This is a genomic window from Amycolatopsis taiwanensis DSM 45107 (genome assembly GCF_000519205.1).
Classification (GTDB): Bacteria; Actinomycetota; Actinomycetes; order Mycobacteriales; family Pseudonocardiaceae; genus Amycolatopsis_E; species Amycolatopsis_E taiwanensis.
Genome location: NZ_JAFB01000004.1, coordinates 378,922 through 404,768, shown reverse-complemented (window position 1 = coordinate 404,768; position 25,847 = coordinate 378,922). Strand labels below are relative to the sequence as shown.

At 68.3% G+C, this 25,847-nt stretch carries 31 protein-coding genes; 18 read left to right on the top strand and 13 right to left on the bottom strand.

Translation table 11 applies throughout. The annotated features are described in order from the left end of the window. The first annotated feature begins 12 nt into the window (after positions 1-12). Positions 13-927, top strand: a complete 915-nt coding sequence (locus A3CU_RS0104525; protein WP_245616873.1) for an SAM-dependent methyltransferase — start codon at positions 13-15, stop codon at positions 925-927. Between the two features lie 864 nt (positions 928-1,791). Continuing rightward, positions 1,792-2,160: a DUF6907 domain-containing protein gene (locus A3CU_RS0104520; protein ID WP_156960223.1), complete on the top strand. Its 369-nt coding sequence runs from the start codon at positions 1,792-1,794 to the stop codon at positions 2,158-2,160. Between the two features lie 110 nt (positions 2,161-2,270). On the opposite strand, the gene A3CU_RS0104515 is transcribed toward A3CU_RS0104520, so the two are convergent. Together A3CU_RS0104515 and A3CU_RS43430 are read right to left on the bottom strand one after the other, a co-directional pair. Next, positions 2,271-2,645: a hypothetical protein gene (locus A3CU_RS0104515; RefSeq protein ID WP_156960222.1), complete on the bottom strand. Its 375-nt coding sequence runs from the start codon at positions 2,643-2,645 to the stop codon at positions 2,271-2,273. A gap of 391 nt (positions 2,646-3,036) precedes the next feature. Beyond that, a complete protein-coding gene (locus tag A3CU_RS43430) occupies positions 3,037-3,321 on the bottom strand; it encodes an ArsR/SmtB family transcription factor (protein WP_052371436.1) in 285 nt (94 codons plus the stop codon). A gap of 48 nt (positions 3,322-3,369) precedes the next feature. On the opposite strand from A3CU_RS43430, the gene A3CU_RS0104500 reads away from it, so the two are divergent. After that, positions 3,370-3,768 carry a VOC family protein gene (locus A3CU_RS0104500; RefSeq protein ID WP_027941259.1) on the top strand — a complete coding sequence of 133 codons (399 nt, stop codon included), beginning with the start codon at positions 3,370-3,372 and terminating at the stop codon, positions 3,766-3,768. A gap of 17 nt (positions 3,769-3,785) precedes the next feature. On the opposite strand, the gene A3CU_RS0104495 is transcribed toward A3CU_RS0104500, so the two are convergent. The 3 genes from A3CU_RS0104495 to A3CU_RS0104485 all read right to left on the bottom strand — a co-directional run bounded on the left by A3CU_RS0104495 (position 3,786) and on the right by A3CU_RS0104485 (position 5,322). Further along, a complete protein-coding gene (locus A3CU_RS0104495) occupies positions 3,786-4,256 on the bottom strand; it encodes a P-loop nucleotide/nucleoside kinase family protein (RefSeq protein WP_027941258.1) in 471 nt (156 codons plus the stop codon). A gap of 102 nt (positions 4,257-4,358) precedes the next feature. Beyond that, positions 4,359-4,949 carry an ImmA/IrrE family metallo-endopeptidase gene (locus A3CU_RS0104490; RefSeq protein WP_027941257.1) on the bottom strand — a complete coding sequence of 197 codons (591 nt, stop codon included), beginning with the start codon at positions 4,947-4,949 and terminating at the stop codon, positions 4,359-4,361. A gap of 1 nt (position 4,950) precedes the next feature. Next, entirely contained in the window at positions 4,951-5,322 is a 372-nt protein-coding gene (locus tag A3CU_RS0104485) for a helix-turn-helix domain-containing protein (RefSeq protein WP_027941256.1), read from the bottom strand. A 100-nt stretch (positions 5,323-5,422) separates the two neighbouring features. Between A3CU_RS0104485 and A3CU_RS0104480 the strand changes: the two genes are divergently transcribed. Continuing rightward, positions 5,423-5,644: a DUF2188 domain-containing protein gene (locus A3CU_RS0104480; protein ID WP_027941255.1), complete on the top strand. Its 222-nt coding sequence runs from the start codon at positions 5,423-5,425 to the stop codon at positions 5,642-5,644. A gap of 108 nt (positions 5,645-5,752) precedes the next feature. Here the strand turns inward: A3CU_RS0104480 and A3CU_RS43425 are convergent, their stop codons facing one another. Both A3CU_RS43425 and A3CU_RS0104470 read right to left on the bottom strand, forming a co-directional pair. Then, positions 5,753-6,481, bottom strand: coding sequence for a helix-turn-helix transcriptional regulator (locus A3CU_RS43425; RefSeq protein ID WP_211246336.1), 729 nt, complete (start codon positions 6,479-6,481; stop codon positions 5,753-5,755). A gap of 61 nt (positions 6,482-6,542) precedes the next feature. Further along, a complete protein-coding gene (locus A3CU_RS0104470) occupies positions 6,543-6,824 on the bottom strand; it encodes a metal-sensitive transcriptional regulator (protein WP_027941254.1) in 282 nt (93 codons plus the stop codon). Positions 6,825-6,917: 93 nt separating this feature from the next. Here A3CU_RS0104470 and nicT point away from each other — a divergent pair, with 93 nt between their 5' ends. The 5 genes from nicT to A3CU_RS0104445 all read left to right on the top strand — a co-directional run bounded on the left by nicT (position 6,918) and on the right by A3CU_RS0104445 (position 11,071). Next, positions 6,918-7,952: a Nickel transporter NicT gene (gene nicT, locus A3CU_RS0104465; RefSeq protein WP_027941253.1), complete on the top strand. Its 1,035-nt coding sequence runs from the start codon at positions 6,918-6,920 to the stop codon at positions 7,950-7,952. Between the two features lie 9 nt (positions 7,953-7,961). Then, positions 7,962-8,282, top strand: coding sequence for a divalent-cation tolerance protein CutA (gene cutA / locus A3CU_RS0104460; RefSeq protein ID WP_027941252.1), 321 nt, complete (start codon positions 7,962-7,964; stop codon positions 8,280-8,282). A gap of 167 nt (positions 8,283-8,449) precedes the next feature. Beyond that, the gene (locus A3CU_RS0104455) at positions 8,450-9,535 is read left to right on the top strand and encodes an MBL fold metallo-hydrolase (protein ID WP_027941251.1); all 1,086 of its coding nucleotides are present in this window, start codon (positions 8,450-8,452) and stop codon (positions 9,533-9,535) included. A gap of 91 nt (positions 9,536-9,626) precedes the next feature. After that, the gene (locus A3CU_RS0104450; protein ID WP_027941250.1) at positions 9,627-10,391 is read left to right on the top strand and encodes a metal-dependent hydrolase; all 765 of its coding nucleotides are present in this window, start codon (positions 9,627-9,629) and stop codon (positions 10,389-10,391) included. 128 nt (positions 10,392-10,519) lie between these two features. Beyond that, on the top strand, positions 10,520-11,071 hold the full coding sequence (locus A3CU_RS0104445) for a TetR/AcrR family transcriptional regulator (protein ID WP_027941249.1): 552 nt from the start codon (positions 10,520-10,522) through the stop codon (positions 11,069-11,071). A 220-nt stretch (positions 11,072-11,291) separates the two neighbouring features. Here the strand turns inward: A3CU_RS0104445 and A3CU_RS0104440 are convergent, their stop codons facing one another. From A3CU_RS0104440 to A3CU_RS0104425, 4 genes are all read right to left on the bottom strand, one after another. Beyond that, positions 11,292-12,731: an NAD-dependent succinate-semialdehyde dehydrogenase gene (locus tag A3CU_RS0104440; protein ID WP_027941248.1), complete on the bottom strand. Its 1,440-nt coding sequence runs from the start codon at positions 12,729-12,731 to the stop codon at positions 11,292-11,294. Positions 12,732-12,748: 17 nt separating this feature from the next. After that, positions 12,749-14,023, bottom strand: a complete 1,275-nt coding sequence (locus A3CU_RS43420) for an MFS transporter (RefSeq protein WP_245616872.1) — start codon at positions 14,021-14,023, stop codon at positions 12,749-12,751. Positions 14,024-14,217: 194 nt separating this feature from the next. Then, positions 14,218-15,813: an ABC transporter permease gene (locus A3CU_RS0104430; RefSeq protein WP_027941247.1), complete on the bottom strand. Its 1,596-nt coding sequence runs from the start codon at positions 15,811-15,813 to the stop codon at positions 14,218-14,220. Continuing rightward, on the bottom strand, positions 15,810-16,703 hold the full coding sequence (locus tag A3CU_RS0104425) for an ABC transporter ATP-binding protein (protein ID WP_027941246.1): 894 nt from the start codon (positions 16,701-16,703) through the stop codon (positions 15,810-15,812). Before A3CU_RS0104425 ends, A3CU_RS0104430 begins: the two co-directional genes overlap by 4 nt. A 92-nt stretch (positions 16,704-16,795) precedes the next feature. Here A3CU_RS0104425 and A3CU_RS0104420 point away from each other — a divergent pair, with 92 nt between their 5' ends. Continuing rightward, entirely contained in the window at positions 16,796-17,293 is a 498-nt protein-coding gene (locus tag A3CU_RS0104420) for a GbsR/MarR family transcriptional regulator (protein WP_027941245.1), read from the top strand. On the opposite strand, the gene A3CU_RS43415 is transcribed toward A3CU_RS0104420, so the two are convergent. Beyond that, complete coding sequence (locus tag A3CU_RS43415; RefSeq protein WP_052371433.1) at positions 17,223-17,852, bottom strand: TetR/AcrR family transcriptional regulator; 630 nt, start codon at positions 17,850-17,852, stop codon at positions 17,223-17,225. The two genes, A3CU_RS0104420 and A3CU_RS43415, sit on opposite strands and share 71 nt — an antisense overlap. Positions 17,853-17,943: 91 nt before the next feature. Between A3CU_RS43415 and A3CU_RS0104410 the strand changes: the two genes are divergently transcribed. The 7 genes from A3CU_RS0104410 to A3CU_RS0104380 all read left to right on the top strand — a co-directional run bounded on the left by A3CU_RS0104410 (position 17,944) and on the right by A3CU_RS0104380 (position 25,013). After that, positions 17,944-18,579, top strand: coding sequence for an NAD(P)-dependent oxidoreductase (locus A3CU_RS0104410; RefSeq protein WP_027941244.1), 636 nt, complete (start codon positions 17,944-17,946; stop codon positions 18,577-18,579). 237 nt (positions 18,580-18,816) lie between these two features. Continuing rightward, positions 18,817-19,965 (top strand): C1 family peptidase, encoded by a 1,149-nt coding sequence (locus tag A3CU_RS0104405; protein ID WP_027941243.1) that lies wholly within the window; start codon positions 18,817-18,819, stop codon positions 19,963-19,965. 25 nt (positions 19,966-19,990) lie between these two features. Further along, positions 19,991-20,731 carry a hypothetical protein gene (locus A3CU_RS50530; protein ID WP_043840587.1) on the top strand — a complete coding sequence of 247 codons (741 nt, stop codon included), beginning with the start codon at positions 19,991-19,993 and terminating at the stop codon, positions 20,729-20,731. Positions 20,732-20,826: 95 nt separating this feature from the next. Further along, complete coding sequence (locus tag A3CU_RS0104395) at positions 20,827-21,192, top strand: protease inhibitor I42 family protein (protein ID WP_027941242.1); 366 nt, start codon at positions 20,827-20,829, stop codon at positions 21,190-21,192. Positions 21,193-21,295: 103 nt separating this feature from the next. Then, entirely contained in the window at positions 21,296-21,901 is a 606-nt protein-coding gene (locus A3CU_RS0104390) for an RNA polymerase sigma factor (protein WP_027941241.1), read from the top strand. Continuing rightward, positions 21,898-22,356, top strand: a complete 459-nt coding sequence (locus tag A3CU_RS0104385; protein ID WP_027941240.1) for a carboxypeptidase regulatory-like domain-containing protein — start codon at positions 21,898-21,900, stop codon at positions 22,354-22,356. Before A3CU_RS0104390 ends, A3CU_RS0104385 begins: the two co-directional genes overlap by 4 nt. 83 nt (positions 22,357-22,439) lie before the next feature. Then, positions 22,440-25,013 (top strand): CHAT domain-containing protein, encoded by a 2,574-nt coding sequence (locus tag A3CU_RS0104380; RefSeq protein ID WP_156960221.1) that lies wholly within the window; start codon positions 22,440-22,442, stop codon positions 25,011-25,013. A 33-nt stretch (positions 25,014-25,046) separates the two neighbouring features. Here the strand turns inward: A3CU_RS0104380 and A3CU_RS0104375 are convergent, their stop codons facing one another. Next, positions 25,047-25,493, bottom strand: a complete 447-nt coding sequence (locus tag A3CU_RS0104375) for an SRPBCC family protein (protein WP_027941238.1) — start codon at positions 25,491-25,493, stop codon at positions 25,047-25,049. 136 nt (positions 25,494-25,629) lie between these two features. On the opposite strand from A3CU_RS0104375, the gene A3CU_RS0104370 reads away from it, so the two are divergent. Continuing rightward, the gene (locus A3CU_RS0104370) at positions 25,630-25,836 is read left to right on the top strand and encodes an Rv0909 family putative TA system antitoxin (protein WP_027941237.1); all 207 of its coding nucleotides are present in this window, start codon (positions 25,630-25,632) and stop codon (positions 25,834-25,836) included. The last annotated feature ends 11 nt before the right edge of the window (positions 25,837-25,847 follow it).

The window sequence follows — 25,847 nt, the reverse complement described above, 5'->3', positions numbered from 1 at the left end:
GGGAGGCACAGGATGTCGACGATGGACACCGGCGGCCCGATCGTGACGCTGGATTCGGAGACGTCGCAGCGACTTCTGCAGGAATCGATGGGCCGGCCCCACGTCGGCCGGGTCTACGACTACTACCTCGGTGGCTCGGCGAACTGGGCGGTCGACCGGGAGTTCGCCCGGGAGCAGATCGCCCGCTACCCGGACCTCCCGTGGCTGGCCCTGCAGAACCGCCAGTGCCTGGCGCGGATGGTCGAATACTGTGTCCAGCAGGGCATTCGCCAGTTCGTCGACATCGGGTCCGGCATCCCCACGCAGGGCAACGTCCACCAGGTCGCCGAACGGCTGGCGCCCGGCGAGTGCCGGGTCGCCTACATCGACAGCGACCCGGTGTCGGTCGCGCATTCCCACCTGCTGCTGGAGAAGTCCGGCCGGCTCGACCGGCACATCGCGATCAACGGAGACCTGCTCGACGCCGAGCGGGTGTGGGCGGCGGTGGTCGACTCCGGGTGCATCGACCCGGGCCGGCCGGTTGCCCTGCTGATGATGGCGGTGCTGCACTTCGTTCCGGACGAAGGCCCGCACGGGACGCTGGATGAGGCCTTGGCCGGCTATCGCGGGCAACTCGCGCCCGGCTCCTGCGTCGCGCTGTCGCACGGCACCTTCGACAGCATGGGCGAGCAGCAGCGGGCCGCGCTCAAGAACGTCGCCGACGACTACGACGGCAAGACCACGACGAGGGCCTTCACGCGCACCCGGAAGCAGATCGAGGCGTTCTTCGGTGGCTGGCCGCTCGTGGAGCCAGGGTTGGTGTGGACATCGGAGTGGGTGCCGAGCGGGCTGGACCTGGAATCCGTCGCCGGCTTCGGCGGCGATCTCGAACCGTCCCGGTCACGGTTTTTGACCGGCATGGCACGGAAACCGGCCACCACGGCGTAATCCACGGCCGCCGGCTGGACTCGCTCCCATCACGGCCAACCGGATGGATACGCCCCCACCCCAGGAGATCGTCGACGATCGGCGTGCCCTACCCCATCCACGAGGCCTTCTGCCGGTCAAGGCCAAACCTTGATAAGTGACCCCTTACTGTCGAAATTTGGCATGCACGGGTCACTGATGCGAGCCCGATGACCACGACCAGTGCACCTGGTACACCTGGCATCGTTCCAGCGCTGCACTGGACAGGTGTCGCTTGCCGCGCGGTGGGCCGCTGCCGGGTGCGTCCGCCGGAAACGCGGAGGTACGCGGTTCTCTATGGTCTTCTTCTGTCTGCTCCACCTGGTGCGGACAGCGCAGAAGCGGAGAAAAGTTTATGGGCACTTTCCGCTTCTGCGCTTCTTTACTTCGAGCTCGGCCCATCTTCCGGCGTGTCCCCGGTTCCGGCGCCCGAGTTCTCGGTTCAGGCCCCCGAGTTCCGGGCTCAGGCCCCCGAGTTCTCGGCTCAGGCACCTGAATTCCCGGCTCAGGCCCCCGAGTTCTCGGTTCAGGCACCTGAATTCCCGGCTCAGGCCCCCGAGTCCGCGGTTCAGGCACCTGAATTCCCGGCTCAGGCCCCTGAGTCCCCGGTTCAGGAACCCGAGTTCTCGGTTCAGGCCCCCGAGTTCCCGGTTCGTGCGAAGTCCTCGTCCCCTTCGCTGAACCCCTGGCCGCGCCCGGCGCATCGGTTGCGCGCGGCCGACCGGACTGGTAATATATCGAACATCTGATCTACCGGCTGTGCCGTCGAGAGTGCGGTCCGGGCATGGGCGCGTGAGCGCGGCGACTCCCGCATACATCCTCACGACAGTGAAAGGCACGGTCACCATGTCCGATACATCCGGCGAAGTTCTGGCGTCTCCATACTGGCTGCATGCGCCCTGTCCATCCTGGTGCGACGGAGTCCATGAGGACAGCGACCTCATCGTCGACCGAAGGCATCGCAGCGGTTGGGGCAAGCAGATCCAGCTGTCCACAATGGAGCCGGCTGCGGTCGACCTTGGCATTGTGGACGATCAGGTGCGGTACGAATCATGCCTGCTCGACGTTCGGCTCGATCAGGGTTACCGCGAGATCGAGCCTCGGATACGGGTCGCGGAGGTCCACCATCGAAGCCGATTCGTCCTCACGTTGACCGAAGCCGAACAACTCGGCAAGGCCCTCACCGAGGCGATTGCCCTCACTCGGGCCGAGTGAAAAGCACGCCCGCCCACGGGTAGCGCCCGATCAACTGGCTGTCCAAGTGCTCGGCAGGTGGGCGCGACGGTGTGAGTGTGGGGCTCGTAGCCTGCCCGATATGACGCCCCTCAGCACAACTCATTCCTCGCAAACCGTTGGGGCCTGAGGAAATCCAGGCCGTCGCCGCGGAGAACGGCTGGACATCGGTAGATGTGAATCAGCCCGAGGGGCCCATCGAGGAACTGGCGTGGATTCTCGGACTTGTCGACGTCGACAGCCCCGAGGACACCGAAGATGTCGAAATGGTGGTGGTCCGCTGGATTGAAGATCAGCGTTTCCAGGTCGACTATCTCGCGGTCTAGGGAGATCAGGCCGAGTCGTTCGCTGAGTGGCTGCGCGGCGAACTTCCCCTTCACTCCGACCACTCCCTGTCGCAGATGACGGCGAACATACGCGACGACATGGCTCTCATGCGTGCTCTGCGCCGGCTGGGCATCAGCCACGCGGGAAGGGGGTTCGACAGTATTTCGTACGACTTACTGCGTTGGGCGCTTCACGACCCCGAGCCGGTGGTCCGGCGGACCGCCCCGCTCGCCGCGTCCATCCTGAACTGGTCTCAACTCGTGCCCCTGCTGACGTATGTGAGCGAGACCATCTCAACTCGTGCCCCTGCTGACGTATGTGAGCGAGACCGAAAACGATCCGGCCGTCAGGGAGCAGGCCGTGACCACCCTCGACATCGTCCGCGATCGCATTGCCCGCCAGGGCTCTGCTCCGCCGAAGGGCAGCGGCGAGTGACCCCTGGTGACAGTGGCGATGGCGGGAGCGGTGGCGCGCCTGGACGCGACTCTCGATCAGTAGGTCGCAGACACTGCACCTCGCCACGGTTCCGGGCTAGGGTTGTGAGTCCTTTCCCCAGCGTTGCGACCAGGTTGCGAGTTGCCGGAGCGGGGCGGGGGTGAGCCGGTAGGTGCGCCGGCCGCGGTCTTCGGTGTAGCTGACCAGGCGTGCCTCGCGAAGGATCCGCAAGTGCTCCGACACCGTGGATTGGCAGCTGTTGAAGGATGCGGCCAGCTCGCCTGCCGTTCGGGGGCTTTCCGCGAGCAGGTCGATGATGCCGCGTCGTGTCGGGTCGGCGACGGCACGGAAGACGTCATGAGACGCGGTAGGGCGAGCCACAACCCTATGTCAGGTTTTCGCCGAAACCCGAAACGAGGGAGGACACCCGTGCAGCGCATCACCGTCGTCTCCGTGCCAGTCTCCGACCAGGAGGCCGCCAAGACGTTCTATACCGAGCAGGTCGGCTTCAAGCTCATCACCGAATCCCGCTTCGGCGACGAACTGCACTGGATCCAGGTCGGCCCAGCCGACGGTGAAGCCTCGCTGACCCTGGTGACCTGGTTCGACTCGATGCCACCCGGCTCCCTGCGTGGTCTGGTCATCGACTGTGCGGACCTGCAGGCCGACTACGAAGCGATGCGCGCTCGCGGTGTGTGCTTCCTCGGCCCGCCCGAGCAGCAGCCCGGCGGTGTCTTCGCCATTTTTACTGATCCCGACGGCAATCAGATCAGCCTGCGACAAGCCGGCAGCTCGACCGGTGAGGAACAGGGACTCATCCGCCGCTAGCCATAAACAACAGCTCGCTACAGGGGATCGAACAGGGCCAACTCGTCGGGTTCGGGCCGCTGGAACAGCCGCGACGCACGTTCCAGCGCGGCCCGCGTGATCTCAAACGTGCCCGGCTGCGCTGCGTGGTTGCGGCGCGACAGGCGCTGCCACAGCTCCTCGATCGGCGGGTCCAGCACGCACAACACCACGCTCGCGCTCATGGCGCGCGCCTGGGTGCGGTAATGATCGCGCTCCGGCCGGGACCACAGTCCCCAGTCCAGCACGACGTTGCAGCCCAACAACAGCACGCGCAGGGCGGTGGTCCACTGGACCCGCTCCACCGGGCCGCGCAGGGCATCCAGTGCGTCCCCGGACAGCCCGGGATGCAACTCGTGCAGCCACTCGTCCGCGGTCAACCGCAGCGCTGAGCGTTCGCGTTCCAGGCGCTTGGCCAGGGTGGTCTTGCCCGAGCCCTGCAGCCCGCGGGTGAGGAAGAGGGTCGCCACACCGTGGACGCTACGGTCGGCACGCTGACCGGGCCGCCCGGGTCTGGGCACCGGGCCGGCTGTTTGCAAGAAAGAGTCGCAGCCCGGTTCACAGCCGCTCAGTCAGGCCGACGCGGCATGTTCTTGTGCCTGCCGGTGCCAACTGCGCGCCGCTATTTTCCGCGCGCCCGTCTTGTTCATCCGCCAGCGGGCCATCGGCACGCTGACCCGGAAGTAACTCGCCACCAACTGGTCGGACCAGCCCTTCAGCGCGGCTGTCCGGGCGGCACCGGTGGGAATCAACAATTCTCCGGACAGTTCCGTGGCTTCCTCCTCGATTTCGGCGACGGCCGCGCGGCATCCGGTGTCGTCGGTGAGCGTGAAGCTGAACGGGTGCTCCAGGAGCACGTGCGCCATTTCGTGTGCGACGGTGGCCCGGCGCCGCCGCGGGTGATGGACGTGGTTTTCGATGATGAAGGCGCCGCTGGGCTGCAACGGCACGAGTGCGCCGGAAAAGACGTGCGGCCGTTTTTCGGTGAAGTACCGCACGGATTCCGGGGGCAGGCACGGGTGGGAGAGGTCCATGACCTCGATGCCATAGAGTTCGGCGAGCGCATACGGATCCAGCGCCGCGAACACGCCGATGCCGAGTTCTTCGCGCACTTCGAGGGTGATCTCGCGCGCTTCCTTCCTGAAGCCACGCCGCAGGGCCATCTCAACGTCCCTTCTTCTTGGCTCTGAAGTGACGGATGGTCATGTTGACCATGTCGATGAGGTGCTGCCGGTCGTCCTCGGCGAGTTCGTCCTGAGCCCGCAACAACGGCGCTATCTGGGCCTCCAGCGAAAGCTTGCGCCGCTTCGGTCGCTTCTCCTCGGGCCAGATCATGAAGGTCTCGGCCGGCATGCCCAGCCACTGCACCAGTGCGATGAAACCGTCGAGATCCGGCCGGTGGCCGTTGCCCATCCGGCTCACCAGCGACGTGCTCACCCCCGACTCGGCCGCGAGCTGTCGCCATGACAGCCCGTTCGCCTCCCGTTCCGCATCCAGCGCCGCATAGAGCTTGCCTGCGTCCAACCGTCCAGTCATCCCTTCACCCTCGCCGAGGCGTGACGACATCGCCACAGGGATGTACCATCATTACAATATGTTGCTCTACTGCAACAGTCGGTAAGGGAGGGGTTTTCGTATGGCGCGCAAGGTTTACTGGGTCTCCCCGGTTCTGGGCAGCTGGGACGTGCTGGCCGGGGACAAGGTGGTCGCGCACCACGAACGCAAGCGGGACGCGGTGGCGGCCGGCGCACGACTGGCCAGAATGGACCGGCCCAGCGTGCTGAAGATCCGCCGGAGAGACGGCTCGCTGGAGAGCCGGCGCCTGTACGGCAATGACCCGTTGCCACGTCCGGACTGAGGGCAGGGTCCTGATCATTTTGTCGAACATGAGTTCGAGCTTAGGGGTGGGGTCCGACAATTTCGGTTGGGTCGGCCCTGCCCCGAGTTCGACTGCCGGGAGATCCCGCTATCCGGCCCGGCGCTCGTCGGAGCGTTCCCGCTGCCACTCGAGCGCGAGCCGCGTTCGGTTCGCGCATCCGGTCTCCGCCAGCACCTTGGTCACGTGTTTCTTGACCGTATCGACGCCCACGAACAGCCTTCGCGCGATTTCGCGGTTCGTCAGTCCCTGTGCCACCAGATCGGCGACTTCCGCCTGTCGCGGGGACAGGCGTGAGTGCAGCCGCGGGGCCGGAGCGTGCTGCGCGTTCAGTCGAAGCAGGTTCTCCAGTTGCCTGCTCAACACTTGTGCGATCGCGAGATCCCGTGGTCCGAATGCGCCCGACTCCCGCGACAGCAGGCCGATGCCCCCGGACAGCGGCCCTGCGCGCAGGAAAGCCACCAGCTTGGCGTGAATCCCGCTGCGGAACAGAAATGACTCGAGGTACTGCCGGCCACCGGGAAGCCCGTCCGGGTCGAGGCGATCGAGGGTGACCACGCGGTCCCGGCGGTAGTGCTGCCGGGCGGCGTACTGGGCGAACGGGTCCGATGGGCGGGCCCGCTCGACGTAGGCGCGCAGGACGTGCTTCGGCAGGCCGCCGGCCACCGGTTCCTGGTCGGCGAACAGGTCGCCGATCGTGCGGCCGACGAAGAACGTCGTGTGGCGGTAACCGAAATGCCGGCCGAGCGACTCCACGGTGGTTTCGCGGAACGCCGCGAGGTCGGGCGCGCGCCCGCAGTCTTCGACCAGGTTCAGCACGCGCGTGAGCGTCGCCGCGTCGAGCGGGTCTCCGATCTGGTGGCGCGCCGGCAAAGACGGACTACGACTTCACGAGACGGGCGATCGCGTTGGAGGCTTCACGCACCTTCACCTCGGCCTCCTTGCCGCCGGCCCGCGCGGCATCGACGACGCAGCCCGCCAGGTGCTCGTCGAGCAGTTCGAGCGAGAAGGCCTGGAGTGCCTTGGTGGCCGCGGAGACCTGGGTCAGGATGTCGATGCAGTACTTGTCTTCCTCGATCATCCGCTGCAGGCCGCGAATCTGCCCCTCGACCCGGCGCAGGCGCTTGAGGTAGGCGTCCTTTTCCGCGCTGTAGCTCGCCATTTCACTGCCCGCCTTCGTACTCGGTTGCGCCCAGCATACCCGGTGCCTGTATCCGTCTGTCTAAAACCTGTTCATCTGATTATGCTGTCAGATATGCGCGCGCTCGCCAGGCGGGACTGGCTGACCATGGCTTGGATGGCCGCCTTCATCGGCCTTCTCAACCTGGTCGGCTGGGGCGTGTTGACCATGTTCGTTGCCTCACAGATCGGGTTGGGTGTCACGGCGTTCACCCTGGGCATGCGGCACGCGTTCGACGCCGACCACATCACCGCCATCGACAACACGACCCGCAAGCTGATCGCCGAGGGCAAGCGGCCACTCTCCGTGGGCTTCTGGTTCTCTCTGGGGCATTCGACGGTCGTGTTCGTCCTGTGCCTGCTGCTCTCGCTCGGTGTCCGTGCGGTGGCCGGGCAACTCGAGGACGACTCGTCCGGCCTGCACCAGGCGACCGGCCTGATCGGCACTCTGGTCTCCGGGGCGTTCCTCTGCCTGATCGGGCTGATCAACCTGGTGGTGCTGACCGGGATCATCAAGGTCTTCCGCGGCATGCGCACCGGCCGGTTCGACGAGGCCGAACTCGAAGCACAGCTGAACAACCGCGGCTTCCTCAACCGGATCCTCCGCCGCGCCGCCGGCGCCGTCCGGAAGCCTTGGCACATCTACCCGGTGGGCGTGCTGTTCGGGCTCGGCTTCGACACCGCCACCGAGATCGGCCTGCTCGTGCTCGCCGGTGGCGCGGCCGCGTCCGCCCTGCCCTGGTACGCGATCCTGGTGCTGCCGGTGTTGTTCGCGGCCGGGATGACGCTGTTCGACGCCGCCGACGGCTGCTTCATGAACTTCGCCTACGGCTGGGCGTCCGCCCGGCCGGTGCGCAAGATCTTCTACAACCTCACGGTCACCACGCTTTCCGTCGCGGTCGCGCTGTTGATCGGGGTCATCGAGCTGATCTCCGTCCTCGTGCAGAAGCTGCACATCTCGTCCGGACCGCTCGCCGCGATCGGGAATCTCGATCTCAACCACGTGGGCTTCGTGCTCGTCGGCCTGTTCGTGGTCACCTGGGCGGTCGCGCTGCTGACGTGGCGGTTCGGCCGGATCGAGGAGAAGTACCTGCCGTCCCCGGGCTCGTAGAATCGACCGGTGTCCAGTTACGTGATCGTTTCGTCCACTACGGACAGTGAGGATGCCGCGCGGGACCTGGCGGCGGGGGCGGTCGACGCAAAGCTCGCCGCCTGCGCGCAGATCGTCGGCCCGATCACCAGTGTGTACCGATGGGAGGGTCAGGTGCGGACCGACACCGAGTGGCGCGTGGAACTCAAGACGGCCGCGGATCGCCTCGCGCCACTGGTCGAGTTGCTCAAGGCGAACCATTCCTATGACGTTCCGGAGATCATCGCGACGCCGATCGAGGGCGGCAGCGAGGATTACCTGGCCTGGCTGGTTTCCGAAACCAGGGGATAACCCTGCGCGTTCGCCCGTCGACGACTTGGCGGTGTCATCCGTCGCGATCTCGGCGTGCTGTGCGGCGTTTAACGGGCGGGTGACGTTCCTGCAGGATAACGGGGTGTGGGGGCGGATCCCCCGCAACACAACGGGAACTTTTGGTAAATGGGAGTTGTTGTCCGGACATGGCGAGAAGACTTCCCCTCGTGCCGCTGGCGGCGCTGGGCGCCGTGCTGTGGGCGGCACGGGAGATTCCGGCCGCGATGGGCGGGCGACCGGACCGGGAGCTGTTGAAGCGGTCCCCGCAGTTCAGCGACGGCCGGTTCCGTAACCTCGCGCCGTCGGTCGCCCCCACCGCGCAGGAGGGTGGCGGCCTGTTGCGTGAGTTGCTGTTCGGCGGCCAGCGACGCCGACCGGCGGGCCCCATCCCGCTGGTCCCGCCGCGTCCGGACAGCCCGGTCGACGGCCTGCACATCACCTGGTACGGCCACTCATCGTCACTGATCGAGATCGAGGGCAGGCGGGTGCTGGTCGACCCGGTGTGGAGCCTGCGTGCCTCGCCGTCCCGCCTCGTCGGGCCGCGCCGCTTGCATGCGCCACCGCACCGTCTCGAGGACCTGCCCCAACTCGACGCGATCATCGTCTCGCACGACCACTACGACCACCTGGATACCGCGGCGGTGCGGACCCTGCTGCGCACCCAGTCGGCGCCCTTCGTGGTGCCGCTCGGGGTCGGCGCGCACCTGCGGCGCTGGCGGGTCCCGCTGGACCGGATCATCGAACTGGACTGGCACGAGGGCACCGACATCGCCGGGCTCCGCATCACCGCGGCGCCGGGCCAGCACTTCTCCGGCCGGGCGTTCGTTCGCAACAACACGCTGTGGGCGTCCTGGATCATCGCCGCGCCGCAGCGGCGCGTGTTCTACACCGGCGACTCCGGATATTTCCACGGCTACGCCGGGATCGGCGCGAAGTACGGCCCCTTCGACGCGACGTTGGTGCAGGTCGGTGCCTACCACTCGGCGTGGGCGGACATCCACATGACCCCCGAGGAAGGCGTCGCCACCCACCTCGACGTGCGCGGTGGCCTGCTGATTCCCGTGCACTGGGGCACCTTCCGGCTCGCCATGCACGCCTGGAACGAGCCGGCCGAGCGAACCTGGCGGGAAGCCAAGGCCCACGAGGTCGCGCTCGCCGTGCCGCGCCCCGGGGAACGGATCGACGTCGACGACCCGCCCCCGGTCGAACCCTGGTGGCAGGCGCTCGGCTGACCCAACTCGTTGCGGCGCAAGGGCATCCGTGCCGCCGTTCGAGCAGTACCTCCCCCGGAGTCGTCGCTGCCCGTGCCAAGATCATCGTATGATGGGACGCACGCATGCGCTGACCGGCTGGTGTGCCGGACTGGCCCTAGCCCCGACGATCGGCGCCACGACGGTGCATCAGGCCGTCGCCTTCGCCGCCACCACGGCGGGCTACGCGTTGCTTCCCGACCTCGACCACCCTGGCGCACGGGCCTCGAAGCTGCTCGGCCCGATCACGAAAGCGCTGTCGTGGCTGCTACGCAAGGCCTCGGCCGGCTTGTACCAGCTGACCAAGGGGCCACGGGACGAGCGGGTCAAGGGCACGCACCGGCATCTCTCGCACACCTTCCTGTTCGCCGCGCTGATGGGGCTGGCGGCGCTGTACGGCACGCGGGCCGGCGGCTGGTACGCCGTGGCCGGCGTGGTGCTGTTCGGTGTGGTGCTGGCCGCGGACGCGCTCGGCGACTGGCTACTGCTCGTCGCCGGGGCGGTCACGGCGTGGTGGGCGTTCACCGCGGACGTAGATGGCGAGTTGGAGCAGCTCACCGGCTGGCTGGGGGTCGCGGTCGCCGCGGGCTGTGTGACGCACTGCCTCGGTGACGCGATTACCGAGCACGGCTGCCCGTTCCTGTTCCCGCTGCCGATCGCGGGGGAAACCTGGTACGAGGTGCGGCCGCCGTCGTTCCTGCGCTTCCGGACCGGGAAGCGGGTGGAGAACCAGGTGTTGTTCCCCGTGTTCGTGGTGCTCGGGGTGCTGCTGGTGCCCGGCGTTTGGGCCACCATCATGCACCTGTTCGAGCATCCCGTGACGCAAGCCGGCAACTGACCAGGCGTCCGCCGCCCTGTCGGATGACCAGGCCCGTGAGGTGGAGGAGAAAATCGCTGGACGCCTGGCGGGCAACGGCTCCGAGAGGGTGCGGAGGCCGCGCCCGGAGCACGTAGAATCGGGCGCCGATGAGCGAAAAGCCGACCCTGCGTGCCGATGCCCGGCGCAACCGTGCGCGCGTGCTCGCGGCCGCGCAGGAGGCCTTCGCCGACGAGGGCACGTCGGTGCCGCTCGACGAGATCGCCCGCCGCGCCGGTGTCGGCGCGGGCACCGTGTACCGGCATTTTCCCAGCAAGGAAGCGCTGTACGAGGCGGTGGTGCTCGACCGCATCGGACAGTTGGGGCAGCAGGCGAGCGAGTTGCTCGGCGCCGCGGACCCGGGTGCGGCCTTCTTCGAGTTCTTCGAGGTGGTGGCGACGCATGCGGTGTTGAACAAGGCCCTGTGCGAAGCGATCGAAGCGGGCACCGGTTTCGGGATGAAGACCGGTTCCGAGCAGCAAGCCGGCTTCCGGGCGGTGTTCGGTGACCTGCTCGCCCGCGCCCAGGCCACGGGCGCGGTCCGGGCCGACATCGAGCCCGGCGACCTTCCCGCGCTGCTCGCCGGCTACCTCGCCATCCAGCGCCAGGCCGCCCCCGGCCGCCCCCTCGCCCGGATCATCTCCGACGGTCTCCGCCCCTGACCCGCCCACCCCCGCGCGAGTCCCCCATTCCCGTCGTGCGTGTCCCACACTCCGGTCGTGCGTGTCCCACGTTGCCGTCGCGTGAGTCCCACGTTGCCGTCGTGCGTGTCCCACCTTCCCGTCGCGCGAGTTCCGGGCTCAGGCACCGCCGTGGCCGGGCCGCGTGACCGTCCTCATCGGACTCGGCGGGAAGCCGGCCGCCGAGATCCGGTGACGTCCGTCACGGCTGGTTCGCCAGCGCGAGATACTGGACGTCGAGATATTCCTCGATCCCCTCGGCGCCGCCTTCGCGTCCGAAGCCCGAAGCCTTGACACCACCGAAGGGCGCCGCGGCGTTGGACACCAGGCCAGTGTTGACGCCGACCATCCCGGTCTCCATGGCCTCGCCGACCCGGATGGCGCGATCGAGATCGCGGGTGAACAGGTAGGCCACCAAGCCGAATTCGGTGTCGTTGGCCAGGTGCACGGCCTCGTCTTCGGTGTCGAACGTGGTGACCGGGGCGACCGGACCGAAGACCTCCTCGCGCAGGATGCGGGCGTCGGGTGGGACGTCGGTCAGCACCGTCGGTGCGTAGAAGAAACCCTTGCCGTCCAACGGTTTCCCACCCGTGGTCGCGTGCGCTCCGCGTTCGAGAGCGTCGTCGACGAGTTCGATCACCTTGTCCCGCTGCGCGGCGTTGACCAGCGGGCCGACCTGAACGCCGTCCTCGGTGCCGTGCCCCACGCGCATCGACGACATCTCTTCGGTCAGCCGGTCGACGAACTCACCGGCGACCGAGGACTGCACGTGGAACCGGTTGGCCGCCACGCAGGATTCGCCGTTGTTGCGCATCTTCGCGGTCACCGCACCCTTGACCGCCTGATCCAGGTCGGCGTCGGAGAAGAGCAGGAACGGCGCATTTCCGCCGAGCTCCATAGACGTCCGCTGCAGGTTCGGGGCACATTGCTCGACCAGCTTGCGACCCACCTCGGTGGAACCGGTGAACGACAACTTCCGGATGCGCGCGTCCGCCAGCACCGGGCCGGAGACCCGGCTCGCCGAGGTGCTCGGCAACACGCTCAGCACACCGTCGGGCAGCCCGGCTTCCCGTAGCAGCGCGGCGAGGTTGAGCATGGACAGCGGAGTCAGCTGGGCAGGTTTGACGATCGCGGTGCAGCCGGCCGCGATCGCCGGGCCCAGCTTGCGCGTGCCCATGGCCAGCGGGAAGTTCCACGGCGTGATCAGCAGGCACGGGCCGACCGGATGCCTGGCCACGAGCATCCGCCCGCCGCCCGCCGGGTTGCGCGCGTACCTGCCCTCGATGCGGACGGCTTCCTCGGAGAACCAGCGGAAGAACTCCGCCGCGTAGGCGACTTCGGCGCGCGATTCGGTGAGGCTCTTGCCCATTTCGAGGGTCATCAGCAGCGCGATGTCCTCGGCGCGGTCGGTCATCAGCTCCCAGGCGCGGCGGAGGATCTCGCCGCGCTGCCGGGGTGGCGTCGAAGCCCACTTCCGCTGGTTCGCGACGGCGATCTCGACCGCTTCGCGGACGTCGGATTCTCGAGCGTCGGCGACCTCGCAGAGTTGCTGCTCGGTTCCGGGGTCCTGCACGGCGAACCGGCCACCGCCGTCTCGCCACTGGCCGCCGACGAACAACTGCTTGGGCACATTCTCGATCATTCAACCGGGATACCCGGTCACGGGCGAGTCGAACCGGACACGAGCCGGCCGGCGGGGAGGTCGCGCATCCGGCGTAACGGCGAGAACACCAGAAATACCATCGAAAACATCAACCCGGCCGCCGCTATCCACAGTGTGGTGCGAAGACCGGTGCTCGTGGCGAGCACCCCGCCGAGCAGGCTGCCGAGCGGAGCCACGCCGAAGATCAGGAACTTCATCGTGGCGTTCAGCCTGCCCCGCAGTCCTTCGGGAGTGGTGGCCTGCTGGAAGCTGACCTGCAGCACGTTCATCACGGTGATGGCGAAGCTGGCGAGGAAGGTGCCCAGCGGATACCAGACCAGCTGCCAGCCGGAACCGGTGAGCGGCAGCATCGGATAGCCCAACGCGAACGGCAAGGCGGCGAGCCGGATCATCCGCGCCTCGCCCGCCCAGGTGCCGAGCCTGCGGGCGGACAGGGCACCGAGGACCGCACCGACGAGTCCGGTCGTACTGACCAAACCGATCGCCCCCGGCGAAAGGCCGACGTCGCGCAGCAGAAACAGCACACCGACCACGATTTGCATCGACTGGAACAGACTGACCAGCGTCGCGGTGATCGCGAAGGTCGACAGAATCGGCTGCCGTCGCAGGTATCGGAGGCCGTCGGCGATGTCACGCCGGACCGGCACCCGCGCAGCGCGGACCAGGCGAGGTTCTCGCGTGCGGATTCCCTTCAGCCAAGACGCGGACCACAGAAAGGAAACCGCGTTTGCCGCGACCGCGCCGGGTGCGCTGAAGAACTGGACGAGGAAGCCGGCCGCGGACGGACCCGCGAGGGCCGCGACGGAGATGTTCGCCTGTAGCCGGGCGTTGCCCTCGGTGAGGTCTTCGCGCTCGACCAGCCGTGGCAGGTAGGTCTGGTGCGCGACCTCGAAGAAGACACCCAGCACACCGGCGACCGCCACCACGATGTAGACCTGCCACAGGGTGAGCGCGCCGAACGCCGCGGCGATCGGCACGGTTGCGTAGGCGACGGCGCGACCGAGGTCGGCGACGATCAGGATCGGCCGATTGCGCATGCGGTCGCACCACGCGCCGACCTGCAACCCCAGCAACAGGTAGGCCAACGTCTGGAGGATGCGGAGCATCGACACGTCGAAGGCCGAGGCGTGCAGGGTGGTCGCGGCAAGCAGCGGCAGGGCGAGGAAGTCGATCCGGTTGCCGAGTTGGCGGCTGGAGGCATGCGTGAGCGAAAATCGTTCCTCCTCACCGCTTACGCATGCCGACCGGGTGCGGGTGTCCCGCAGAAACACTGCGCGTCGGCGATCCACAATCGGCGGAAGTCCCGATGACGCCGAAGCAGGCCCCCAGGCTTGATCATCGTTCGATCGTACGGTCAGTGGCGACAAAGTTGCGCCCAGTACGCTCAACTTATCAAGATCGGCACAATAGGCGAGAGCCCGGGCCCCCGACCAGCCCGGGCTCTCCGTGCCCCAGTTGCTTCGGATTACCCGATGTCCCGCCGCCGGAAACCTGCCAACCCGGCAGCCAGCGCGACGATCGCAATTCCGGTCAACCACAGCATGGGCGTCATGGTCAGCGGCGCGCTGGGCAGCTTCGGAATGTGCGTGAACGGCGAGATGTCCACCACGACCTGCGGCAACTGCAGGATCGGCCCGTAGAGTGCCAGGGCCAGCGACAGGGATGCCACCGACCACGCCGCCGTCGCGGCCTTCGGCGCGACTCCGAATACCAGCACCGCTATCCCGGCCACGACCCACACCGCGGGTAGTTGGGCGACGGTCGCGCCGAGCACGGCGGGGAGTTGCCCGCTGACGTCGTGCGCGCGCAGCCCGTGCAGCAGGCCCGCGGCGGTCCCGGCCACGGCCAGCAGCAAGGCACTGCCCAGGAACGAGAACGCCAGGTGACTGGCCGCCAGCCCCAGCCGGCGCGTCCGCGTGGCCAGCACCGGTTCCAACCGCACGGCGGTTTCCTCGGACCGCATGCGCAGCGTCGCTTGCACCGCGTACAGCGAGGCGATCATGCCCAGCAAATTCGCCGTCACGGCAAGGAAAGCGGCCACGAGCGCCGACGCGCCGCCCATCCGCTGGATGATCTGCTGGGTCTGGGCGCTGTTGCCGACGAGGCCACCGATCCCGTCGGCCATCGAGCCGAGCAGCGCGCCGCCCGCCGCGAACCCGGCCAGCCAGCCGATCAGCATTCCCCGGTGCAGCCGCCAGGCGAGTGCGAACGGTGACCGCAGGCCGGGTGCCGCGCCTGCCGGGCCGAGCCGGGTCGCGAGGATGCCCATGCCGATGTCGCGTCGCGGCAGCAGCCAGTAGGCGATCGCGGTCACCACGATCGCGGTGCCGGCCATCAGCAGCAGCACCCACCACCGTTCGCCGGCGAACGGCCGGAGCCGGGACGACCAGCCGAGCGGAGACAGCCAGGACAGCCAGCCGAGATCGGTCGCCGAGTCCCCGACCGCACGCAGGAAGAACGCCACGCCGAGGATCGCGGAGGCGATCCCGTTGGCGGTCCGCGAGAACTCCGCGAACTGCGCGGCTATCGCGGCGATTCCGGCGAACACCACACCGACCAGGGTGATTCCCACCCCGAACGCGATCGATCCGGCGGCCGGCAGGTGACTGGCGATCATCCCGATCGTGGCCACCGCCCCGGTCGCCAGCGCTGCCAGCCAGGCCACCAGCAGGGCCGCGGTCACCGGCGCGTACCGCCCGGTGACGGTGGAGGACAGCAGTTCCTGCCGGCCGGTCTCCTCTTCCTGCCTGGTGTGCCGGGTCACGGTGAACAGGCAGGCCAGCGCCAGGAACAGGCCGATGAACATGAGGTAGCGCCAGGCTGCGAACCCGCCCGCGGTGGAGAGGTCGAACGCGGGCCCGTAAATCAGGCTCAGGGTCGGGTTGGCGCCCGAAGTGGCGGTGAGCGAGGCGCGGCTGGCCGCGTCGGGATACAGCTGGTCGTACAGACCCGCGGTGGCGGCCGGGATGATGCCGAGGACGAGTACCCAGATCGGCATGACGACGCGGTCCCGGCGTAGCGCGAGCCGGAACAGCGCCCGGGTGCCGGCGAATTCCTTCATCGGGTGCTCGCTTCGGTGTAGTGGCGCAGGAACAGCTCTTCCAGGGTCGGCGGCTGGCTGGTCAGGCTGCGCACGCCCACCTCGGTCAGCTGGCGCAGCGCCCGGTCCAGGGAGTGGGTCTCGACGTCGAACCGGACCCGGTTCCCCTCGACCTTGAGGTTGTGAATGTCGTCCAGAGTGGACAGTCCGTTCGGGTGCCCGGCGAGCTCGGCGGTGATCGAGGTGCGGGTGAGGTGGCGCAGGTCGGCCAGGGTGCCGGTCTCCACGATGCGCCCGTTGCGGATGATGCTGACCCGGTCGCACAACGCTTCCACTTCGGCGAGGATGTGGCTGGACAGCAGCACCGTGCGGCCCTTCTCACGCTCTTCCTGCACCGCGTACTGGAAGGTCGCCTCCATCAACGGGTCGAGCCCGGAGGTGGGCTCGTCCATGATCAGAAGGTCTACATTGGACGAGAGTGCCGCGACGATGGCGACCTTCTGCCGGTTACCCTTGGAGTAGGTGCGGCCCTTCTTTCTCGGGTCGAGGTCGAACCGTTCGATCAGTTCGTCGCGGCGGTGCCGGTCGAGCCCGCCACGCAGCCGTCCGAGCAGGTCGATCACCTCGCCGCCGGAGAGGTTGGGCCAGAGGTTGACGTCACCGGGAACGTAGGCGAGCCGGTGGTGCAGGCTGGCGGCGTCGCGCCAGGGGTCACCACCGAGCAGGCGGACGTCGCCGGAGTCTGCGCGCAGCAGACCGAGCAGCACGCGGACGGTGGTGGACTTCCCGGCGCCGTTGGGCCCGAGGAAGCCGTGTACCTCGCCCGTGGCGACCTGGAGGTTCAGGCCGTCCAGTGCCTTGGTCGGCCCGAACGACTTGTGCAGGCCGGAGATGGAGATGGCGTTGTCCATGGCGGCGAAGCTACACTTATTTCACAAAGTTGTGAAGATAGAAAAATTAGGGATCGGTGAGCGGTCCCGCCGCCGTAGGAGAGGATGGACCGATGTCGAGTCGACCGCAATCCCAACGTGATCCGGCCACCGACGACGCGGTGCTGCACTTTGTGGAGAAGTTCGCCCTCCTCCTGACCGACGCGGGCATGCCACGGATGCCCGCGCGCGTTTTCTCTCTGCTGTTGACGGTGGACGGGGCCGGCCTGACCGCCGCCGGGGTGGCCGAGGCGCTGAACATCAGTCCGGCCGCGGTCTCCGGTGCCGTCAAGTACCTCATGCAGGTCAGCATGGTCCAGCGAGGGCGGCGACCCGGCGAGCGGCGGGACCATTACTTCATCGGCGACGACGCCTGGTACCACACGCTTGGCGACCGGGACAAGATGTTCCAGACGTTGTGCGACACGCTCGATGAGGGAGTCCAGGCGGTCGGCCCGGATACCGTCCGTGGGCGCCGGCTGGCCGAAACCCGTGATTTCTTCAGTTTTCTGGCCGTGGAGATGTCCCGGCTGGTCGAGCGCTGGCTCCAGCAGCGGGAAGCAGAATCCTGACCAGGCTCTTCGCCAGCGCGTCCCGTTCCTCGGACGACGGGTTCGCGTCCTCGAACCGGATCAGGAACGCCTGCTGGAAGCAGGCACCGAGCAGGAGCGCGGCCATCGCGTCGACGTCGGTCGTCCGGGGTAGCCGGCCCAGTCGCCGCTCGGCGCGCAGGTAGTCGGCGACGGCGATCTGTGGACCGCGCGGACCCGGCCCCAGTTCTCGCAACGCCTTCCGGTGTGCGGCGAGCAGTTCCCGGGTGGAGAACACGGAGGCCGCGATCGGAAAGGTCTCGGTGTAGAAGTCGAGCGCGCTGCGGGCGAGCCGGACCAGGTGGGCGCGCAGGCTGCCCTTGCCGGCCTGCGCGGTGAGTTCACCCAGGGTCGCGCCGAAGGCCGGCATCCGTTCGGAAAGTACCCCGAGAAAGATCTCGGTCTTGTCCTGGAAGTGTTTGTACAGCGCGGCTTCCGAGTACCCGGCGGCGCGTGCGATCTCCTTGGTCGTGGCGCGGGCGTAACCCCGCTCCCGCATGATCTCCTCGGCCGCGGCCAGGATCTGTTCCCGTGTTCCCATGGTTCTCAGGCCCTTCTCAGCGCGCGCTTGACGGGTGAGTAAATGCTCACTAACTATAGCCAGGTGAGTGAACACTAACCCAGGAGGAGTCATGAAACTCACCGTTTTCGGCGCCACCGGCGGAACCGGGACCGAGGTGGTCAAGCAGGGGCTGCGGGCGGGACACCAGGTGACCGCCGTCGTTCGCGACCCCGCGCGGCTCGCCGTCGCCGGGCACGAACTACTCGACGTGGTCACCGCGGACGTGCTCGACCCGGCCTCGATCATCGAGGTGGTCGCCGGGCGGGACGCGGTGATCTCGGCACTCGGGCCACGCGGTCGCGGGCCGAGCGTCATCTGTCGTGACGGGACACGCGGCATCATGGCCGCGATGGCCGCCGCGGGAACGCGCCGGCTCGTCGTGGTCAGCAACAGCGGCATGCACACCGAAGGGGACAGCTTCTTCGTGGGCCGGATGTTCAAGCCGGTACTGATCCGCATCCTCCGGGACGGCTACGCGGACATGGCGGCGATGGAGGAGCTGGTGCGGGCGAGCGATCTCGACTGGACCATCGTGCGCCCGCCGAAGTTGAACGACCGGCCACGCACCGGGCGGGTCGCCAGCCGCGTCGGCGCCAACGTGCGCGGGAGCTTCAATATCGGGAGAGCGGATCTGGCCGGTTACCTGCTGAGTGCGGCCGCGGACGGCTCACTGGCCGGCGTACCTGTTTCGGTAGCGAAGGGGTAGCCCTCTGTGGGTGGCACGAATGACCTGTTACCGCCGAAATCCGACACGAACGAGTCACTTGCGCACTCTTAGTGAACAGCGGATAGGTGCCACGGTGGGAACGTGTTGGTCCGAATGGGTGAACCTACCCGGGCAGACCTGCGACTTTGGAAAAAGGGATCCCGGTGTGTATCTGGCGGGGGTACTGACGCGTCATAAAGGCGTCGGCTAGTTGAACCCCCTCTGGAGGTTGCACACATGAGCTCCGCCTGGTCCCTGGAAGAGGAACTCGCGGCTGTCCGCGATTCCCTTGCCGCCTTGGGGGATCCGTGGCGTGCGGGCGAGACGGGGCTCAGCCGGCTTGGGGGACGGTCGCGCCGGGCGCGACTGGGGGTGCCGGCCCCGAGCGTGGAAGAGGTCGAACGCAGGTCGAACCTGCGGGGGGAGATGACCGAATCCGCGCTCGGGGCGGCCGGCCAGCGCTGCATCGCGGCGCATGCGCCCACCGAACGGCTTCCGCGGGCGTTCGACCTGCGCAGCGCCTGCGGCGGCGATTACCTGACCCCGGTCAAGGATCAAGGCGAGCGCGGTTCCTGCACGGCCTTCGCGGTCGCTGCCACGATCGAGGGCACCGCGGCCTACTCGAGACGGGTGTCCGGGTTGGACCTGGACCTGTCCGAGGCGCACCTCTTCTTCGGCTATGAAGCGCAACGTCCCGGTGAAGAAGAGGGCGGAGCGTGGCCGGACGAGGTGTTCGGTGACTGCGTCACCGGCGGGGTGACCTTCGAGGACTACTGGCCCTACCACGAGGACGGGACCGGTTCGCTCAATCCGGACTGGCCCAACCGCTTGGCACACGCCGAGAACGTCGTGGACCTCACGCGCAAGCCGGCCGAGATCAAGCACCACATCTACGCCTACGGCCCGGTGACCACGTGCATGGTTCTCTACGACGACTTCTTCCACTACACCGGCGGAATCTATCGGCCCACCACCGAGCAGAGCGTCGGCGGACATGCCGTCGCCCTGATCGGCTGGGACGACGATCAGGGCTGCTGGATCGCGAAGAACTCGTGGGGTACGAACTGGGGTGAGCGGGGATTCTTCCGGATCGCCTACGGCGAGGGCTATATCGAGGACTATCCGGACCCGCGGCCGACCACTCTCGGCTGCACCGGCGTGGCCCTGCGTGCGTGGCTGCCCGCACAGCGCGCGCTGAGGCTGTTCGCCTCCGCCCGCGACGGCGGATGGGCGTACCTGGAGAACCTCGGCTGGGCCCGGCTTCGGAGTGAGCCAGGCAACACCGGGAAGCAACTCGCGCTGCTGGCGGGTGCGCGGGCGGGCGGCTACCCCGTAGCCCCGTTCGTCGGCGGCAACGAACTGCTTGCGGTGCAGACGACCTACTGACGTGTCCTGGAGAGGGAGCGAAAGCATGACGACGAGCGAGATGGACCCGCCCGCGGTGGACCCCGAGGACGCCGCCGCTGGGAACGAGGAGGCGCAGGCGAGCCCGGCGGGCAACTGGAGCCCCAACACGCCGCCTGCGACGGCGACTCCGGATGGGAACTGGAGCCCGAACACGCCTCCGTCCACAGTGGCCCCGTCGGGTAACTGGAGTCCGAACACGCCTCCGTCCACAGTGGCCCCGTCGGGTAACTGGAGTCCGAACACGCCACCCAAGACGGCGACTCCGGATGGCAACTGGAGTCCGAACACGCCGCCTGCGACGGTTACCCCGGATGGCAACTGGAGCCCCAACACGCCACCCAAGACGGCGACTCCGGACGGGAACTGGAGTCCGAACACGCCGCCTGCGACGGTTACCCCGGATGGCAACTGGAGCCCCAACACTCCGCCGTCCACAGTGGTCACAGTGAGCCGTCCCAACACGACGAGCGCGGGATCCGACGGGAGCGCTCTGGTGCAGCCGAACGGCAACGGCGTCGCTCGGGACGTCAGTCCGGCGCGTACCGGGGTCATCACGCAACTGTGGTCGTCGAGCACGGCACCCGGAGTGTGGGCGCTCGTGTCCGGTATCGGGTGGAAGCGGCTGGCCGGTGCGGAAGCGGGGCACGGTGCGCTGATCACGCTCGCGTTGCTGGCGCGGGCCAACGGGCTGCCCGTGTCGTTCCACGAAGACGCTCACGGACAGATCGATCAGCTCCTGGTCTGACCCAAGGGCCGGGTCGGACCAGGAACGGTGGTGGCTGGCAGCCGAGGGGGCCGCCAGCCGCCACCAAACCCCGAGGGAACGCGGAAGGAGAAGTGGTGTCACTGGTCCGGCTGTCGCAGGCCGACGCGGGGGAGACGACGGAACTGCACGTCGGCGACACCGTGGAGCTCACGCTCCCGGAGGTTCGGACCTCGGGTTACCGGTGGCACTGGCACCTGTCGGACGCGGTCCGCGTGGTCGCCGATGAGTACGTACGAGGCGACGACCGCTCGGGTGGTGTGGTGGCCGCGGTGGGGGAGGGGCCACCGGGTAAAGGGGGGGTACGCCGGCTGGCGCTCGACATCGTCGGCGCCGGCCGGCACCACATCTGGGCAGAGTTGGGCCGGCCGTGGGAGCCGCAGCCGCACCGTTCGATCACCTTCAGGTTGTCTGTGACCGACAACACTAGGCCGAACGGGTGATTCCATGTATCTGATGGACACGCGGCCGCTCTCATTGGTGATGGGCCCCAAGATACTTCCAGCGCCGACCTTGAGAGAACCACTGAGAGTGTGGGTGAAAGCGGTGACGGAAGCTCGAATCGCCGAGGCGGACCCTCCGTGGGAGGGGCTGCACGGCCCAGAGCTGTTCGAGGTGTGCCTGCGGGCGATCCGTGCGGGCCACCGCCAGGCGATGAACCGGCTGGTCAGTGAGCTCACGCCACTGGTGTGGAACGTCGCGCGGGGCCAGGGGCTGGACCAGCACACGGCCGAGGACGTGGTGCAGAGCGTGTGGCTGAACCTGTTCAGCCACCTGGACCAGGTCCGGGAGCCGAAGGCGCTGGCGGGCTGGCTGGTCACCACCGCCCGGCGCGAGGCGCTGCGGGCCCACGGCCGCAAGCCCCAGCCGGTGCCGCTCACCGACGAGATCGCCGAAGCCGTCCAGAGCCCGCAACCCGCGCCCGAGGCGGAGGTCCTGCGCAACGAGCGGGACCGCCGGATCTGGTGGGCCTTCGGCAGACTTTCGCAGCGGTGTCAGGAACTTCTGCGGTTGACGGTGCTCGCCGGCCGGGCGGAGTACCGCGTCGTCGCCGATATGCTCGGGATACCCAGGGGGAGTATTGGCCCGAACCGCGGCCGCTGCCTGAAGTCGCTGCGCGAACTGCTGGACACCGAAGGGGACGGCGTATGAACGACACCCAGCACGACGATGAGGCGCTGTTCGCGGAGCTGAGCCGGATCATCGACCTGGTCGACCCGCCGCCGGCCGGGCTGGTCGAGCGGGTCCAGTTCGCGCTGGAACTGGAAGATCTCGACGTCGAGGTGGCCCGGTGGGAGCGGGCGGGGCAGCTCGCCGGGGTGCGCAGCAGCGTGGACCAAGGCACGATCACCTTCAGCGTCAGCGATTTGACCGTGATGATCAACCTCACCAAGATCGGCCGCTTCCACCGGATCGACGGCTGGCTGGTGCCCGGCGGCCGGCACGGGGTCGAGGTGCGCGTCGCCGACCACGGGTCGACTTCGACGACGGCCGACGAGGACGGCCGGTTCGTCCTGGAAGACGTGCCGCACGGCGTCACCCAGATCGTCATCTCGGTGGCGGGCTTCGGGGGGCGAACGGTGGTCACCCCGGCGGTGGTGCTGTAAGCGGTTACCGGGCGTACCACGGCTGGCTGCGATGTGCTCAGATAGATCGCGTGTCCGTGCACCCATCCCGCCAGCTCCGCGCCGTGGCTGACGCTGGCGACCTCTATCAGCGTGCCCGGGACGTCGCCGAGGACCATGGTCCGGCGGTCGCGGCACGCCTGCTGCAGCGCGCGTTGCGGCGCCTTGACCTCGCCGAAGGCCCTACCAGCACGGAAAACGGCGATCCGGAGGCGCTGGCGGTACGTGCCCGGATTCTGATCAGCCTCGCCTCCGCCGAGGCCGAAACGAAGTCCCTGGAAACCGGTCTGGCGCACCTGGACGCCGCGAAGCCTGTCCTGGCGCGCATGCCGCCCGAATCCGAGCGAGGCACTCTCCAGTCGATTGTCGGTCTGCAGCAGGCGGTCGTGTACTTGCGTGCCGGCCGCCTCGCTGAATCACTGTCCCTCTTCGACGAACACCTGCCGAAGGTCGATCGCGACACCGGCGACGACCGGCGGCTGCTGACCGCGAACCTGTTGAACCGGGCTTACGTGCACCTGCTCATGAGCGACCCGGAAGCCGCGCTCGGCGACCTCAACCGGTGCCTGGAACTCGCCGTCAAGTACGGGCATCGCGTGCTGGAAGCCAAGGCACGCCACAATCTCGGCGACCGGTCGCAGCTCGTCGGGGACATTCCGGAAGCGCTTCGCCATTACGAGGAAGCCGCCCGGATCTTCGAGGAGGTCGGGCCCGGTTCCCTGCCGCGCCTGCGCCTCGACCAGGCGAGGGCGATGCTCACCGCGGGGCTGGCCGAGGAAGCCGCCCGGCACCTCAACGACGCCATCCCCGAGTTCCGGCGCAACCGGGTGTTCCAGGATCTGGCCGAAGCCGAGGTGTTCCGGGCCGCTGCCGCCATTCTCGACGGCGATTTCGCGCTGGCAAGGCAATGCGCGACCGTGGCCCGGCGGCTGTTCGTCCGCCGGCGCAACGTGCCCTGGGCCGAAGTGGCCGCGCTGACCAGGTTGCGTGCCGACGCGCTGGAGGTCCTCGAAAGCGGTCGCCGCCCGCCGCTGCGGTTGACCAGGCAACTCGTCGAGCATGCCGGACAGTTGGCGGAACTGGGTTTGCGCGACGAAGCGGCGGTGGCCCGGCTGGTCGCGGTGCGCCTGCACCTGCGGCGGGGTGAGGTCTCCACCGCCGAGGAACTGCTGGCACGGGTGCCGAAGTCGCGGCAGACGACCCCGGTCGACCACACCATGCTGCGCCGCCTCTGCCGGGCGGAACTCGCGGTGGCACAAGGCGAATCACGGGTTGCGCTCGCCCAGGCGCGCGCCGGGTTCACCGAGTTGTCCCGGGTCCGCGACCGGATGGGTGGGCTGGACCTGGTGTGCGGCACGGCCGTGCACGGCGAGGAACTCGGCCGGCTCGCCGTGCGGACCGTGCTGGAGAACGCGCGTGGTCACGCCGGCGCACGGCGGGTCTTCGCCTGGCAGGAGCGCACTCGCGCGCAGGTGTACCGGTACGAGCCGTTGCCCGCCATCGACGATCCGGTGCTGGCGCGACTGATCACCGAAATGCGGCACGTGCAACGGATGGCGCAGCAGAACCGGTTGGAGAGCAAGCCGGTCGGCGCGTTCGAACAGCGGTACGGCAAGCTTCGGCGCGAGGCGTCGCGGCTCGGGTGGTACGCCAGCCCGTGGGGACGGCCGCGCCCGGTGAGTTCGCCCGAGGAGGTCGCCGCGCAGCTGGGCGACCGGGTCATGGTGAGCATTTCCGCGCACGGCGACCGCCTCGTGGCCGTGGTCGTGCGCGACGGGCGATTCCGGCTGGTGCGCATGGGTTCCTCGGTCGGCACCGAGGAGATCACCAAGCAGCTGCACGCCGACCTGAACGCGCTGGCGCCGGATCACCTGCCTGCCCCGCTGGTCTCCGCCGTCACCGCGTCCGCCCAGAAACGCGCGAGCCTGCTGGACGAAGTCCTCATGGGGCCGCTGGCCGATGTCATCGGGGACCGTGAGCTGGTCATCGTGCCGATCGGTTCGCTGTACGCGTTGCCGTGGGCGGCTCTGCCGTCACTGCGTGGACGCCCGCTGTCGATCGCGCCGTCCGCGACCGCCTGGATGACCGCGAACCAGCGCATCCGGACCGACCTGGTACTGCTGGTCGGCGGTCCCGGGGTGCCGGGCGCGGTCGGTGAGGTGGGCACCCTGCGGTCGGTGTATCCCGAGGCCATGCTGGTCGACGGCGAGCGCGCCACCAGCCGGGCGGTGCTCGACGCGCTCGACGGGGCCGGGCTCGCGCACCTGGTCGCGCACGGTGCGCACGAGCCGGCGAACGCGTTGTTCTCCCGGCTCGAACTGGTCGACGGGCCGCTGTTCGCCCACGAGACCGCCCGGCTGAGCCGGCCTCCGGAGCAGGTCGTGCTCGCCGCGTGCGAACTCGCGAGCAGCCACATCCGGCCGGGCGAGGAGGCGCTCGGGTTCGCCGGCGCGCTGCTGGCCAGCGGTGTTCGCACGGTGGTCGGGGCGATCTCGCGGGTGGGCGACCGGGCCGCCGCGGAGGCCATGTCCGACCTGCACCGGCGCCTGTCGTCGGGCATCTCGCCCGCACTGGCGCTCGCCGAGTCCACCGCCGTCGACCCGCTGCGCCGGCCCTTCCTCTGTCTCGGCGCTGGTTAGCCCACCCTCAACGGACGCGCTCCGCCCGACAAGCTAGCTCTTCTCGGCGGCGCGAACCAGCCGGGCGGCCAGGAACAGCACCGCGGTCCGCAGCAGGGCGCGCGCGGCCGGCCCGGTACCTGGCAGGCGTTCGGTGAACGAACCACGCCAGCACAGGTCGGTGCCACCGGTGTGGTTCGGCGTGAAGATCACTTCAGCCCGGTAGTCGTTCACCGGCGCGTTATGGGCGAACGTGTAGACATGCCGTCGATTCGGTTCGTACTCGATGGTTTTTTCGAACATCAGGACCGGCCACAGGCCCACCCGCCGGATCGAGCCGACGTCACCGGGCGGGTCGGTCCGGTCTGCCCAGCCCGCCTGGAGGACGAGCGGACGGCACCACGTCGGCCAGCGCTCGGCGTCGGTCTCCAACCGGAACAGCGTCTCCGCGTCGGCGGTGCTGGTGCGGTTGACCTCGAACGAGAACATCCTCCCCGTCATCCCTTGAAGATATAGAGCCGGACCGCCTGGCACCCAGCGCCACGAGTGGCCCGTTCGTAGCGAATTTCGACGAGTAACGGGTCCCTCATGACCTGCCGCGAATGCGCACCGGCCCGGTTTCGGGTTCTATGGACGTATGGCTATCAACTTGGACGGCATCAAGAAGAAGATGCAGGAAGCGCTGGACCACAGCGCGCCCAAGATCGAGCAGGGCCTCGACAAGGCGAGTGGCTTCGCCAAGTCGAAGTTCAGCCAGTACGGGCCGAAGATCGACAACGTGACCACCAAGGCGAAGGACATCCTGCACAAGGGCACCGGCAGCGAGGGCAAGGGCAAGAAGTAGCCGGCAGCCGG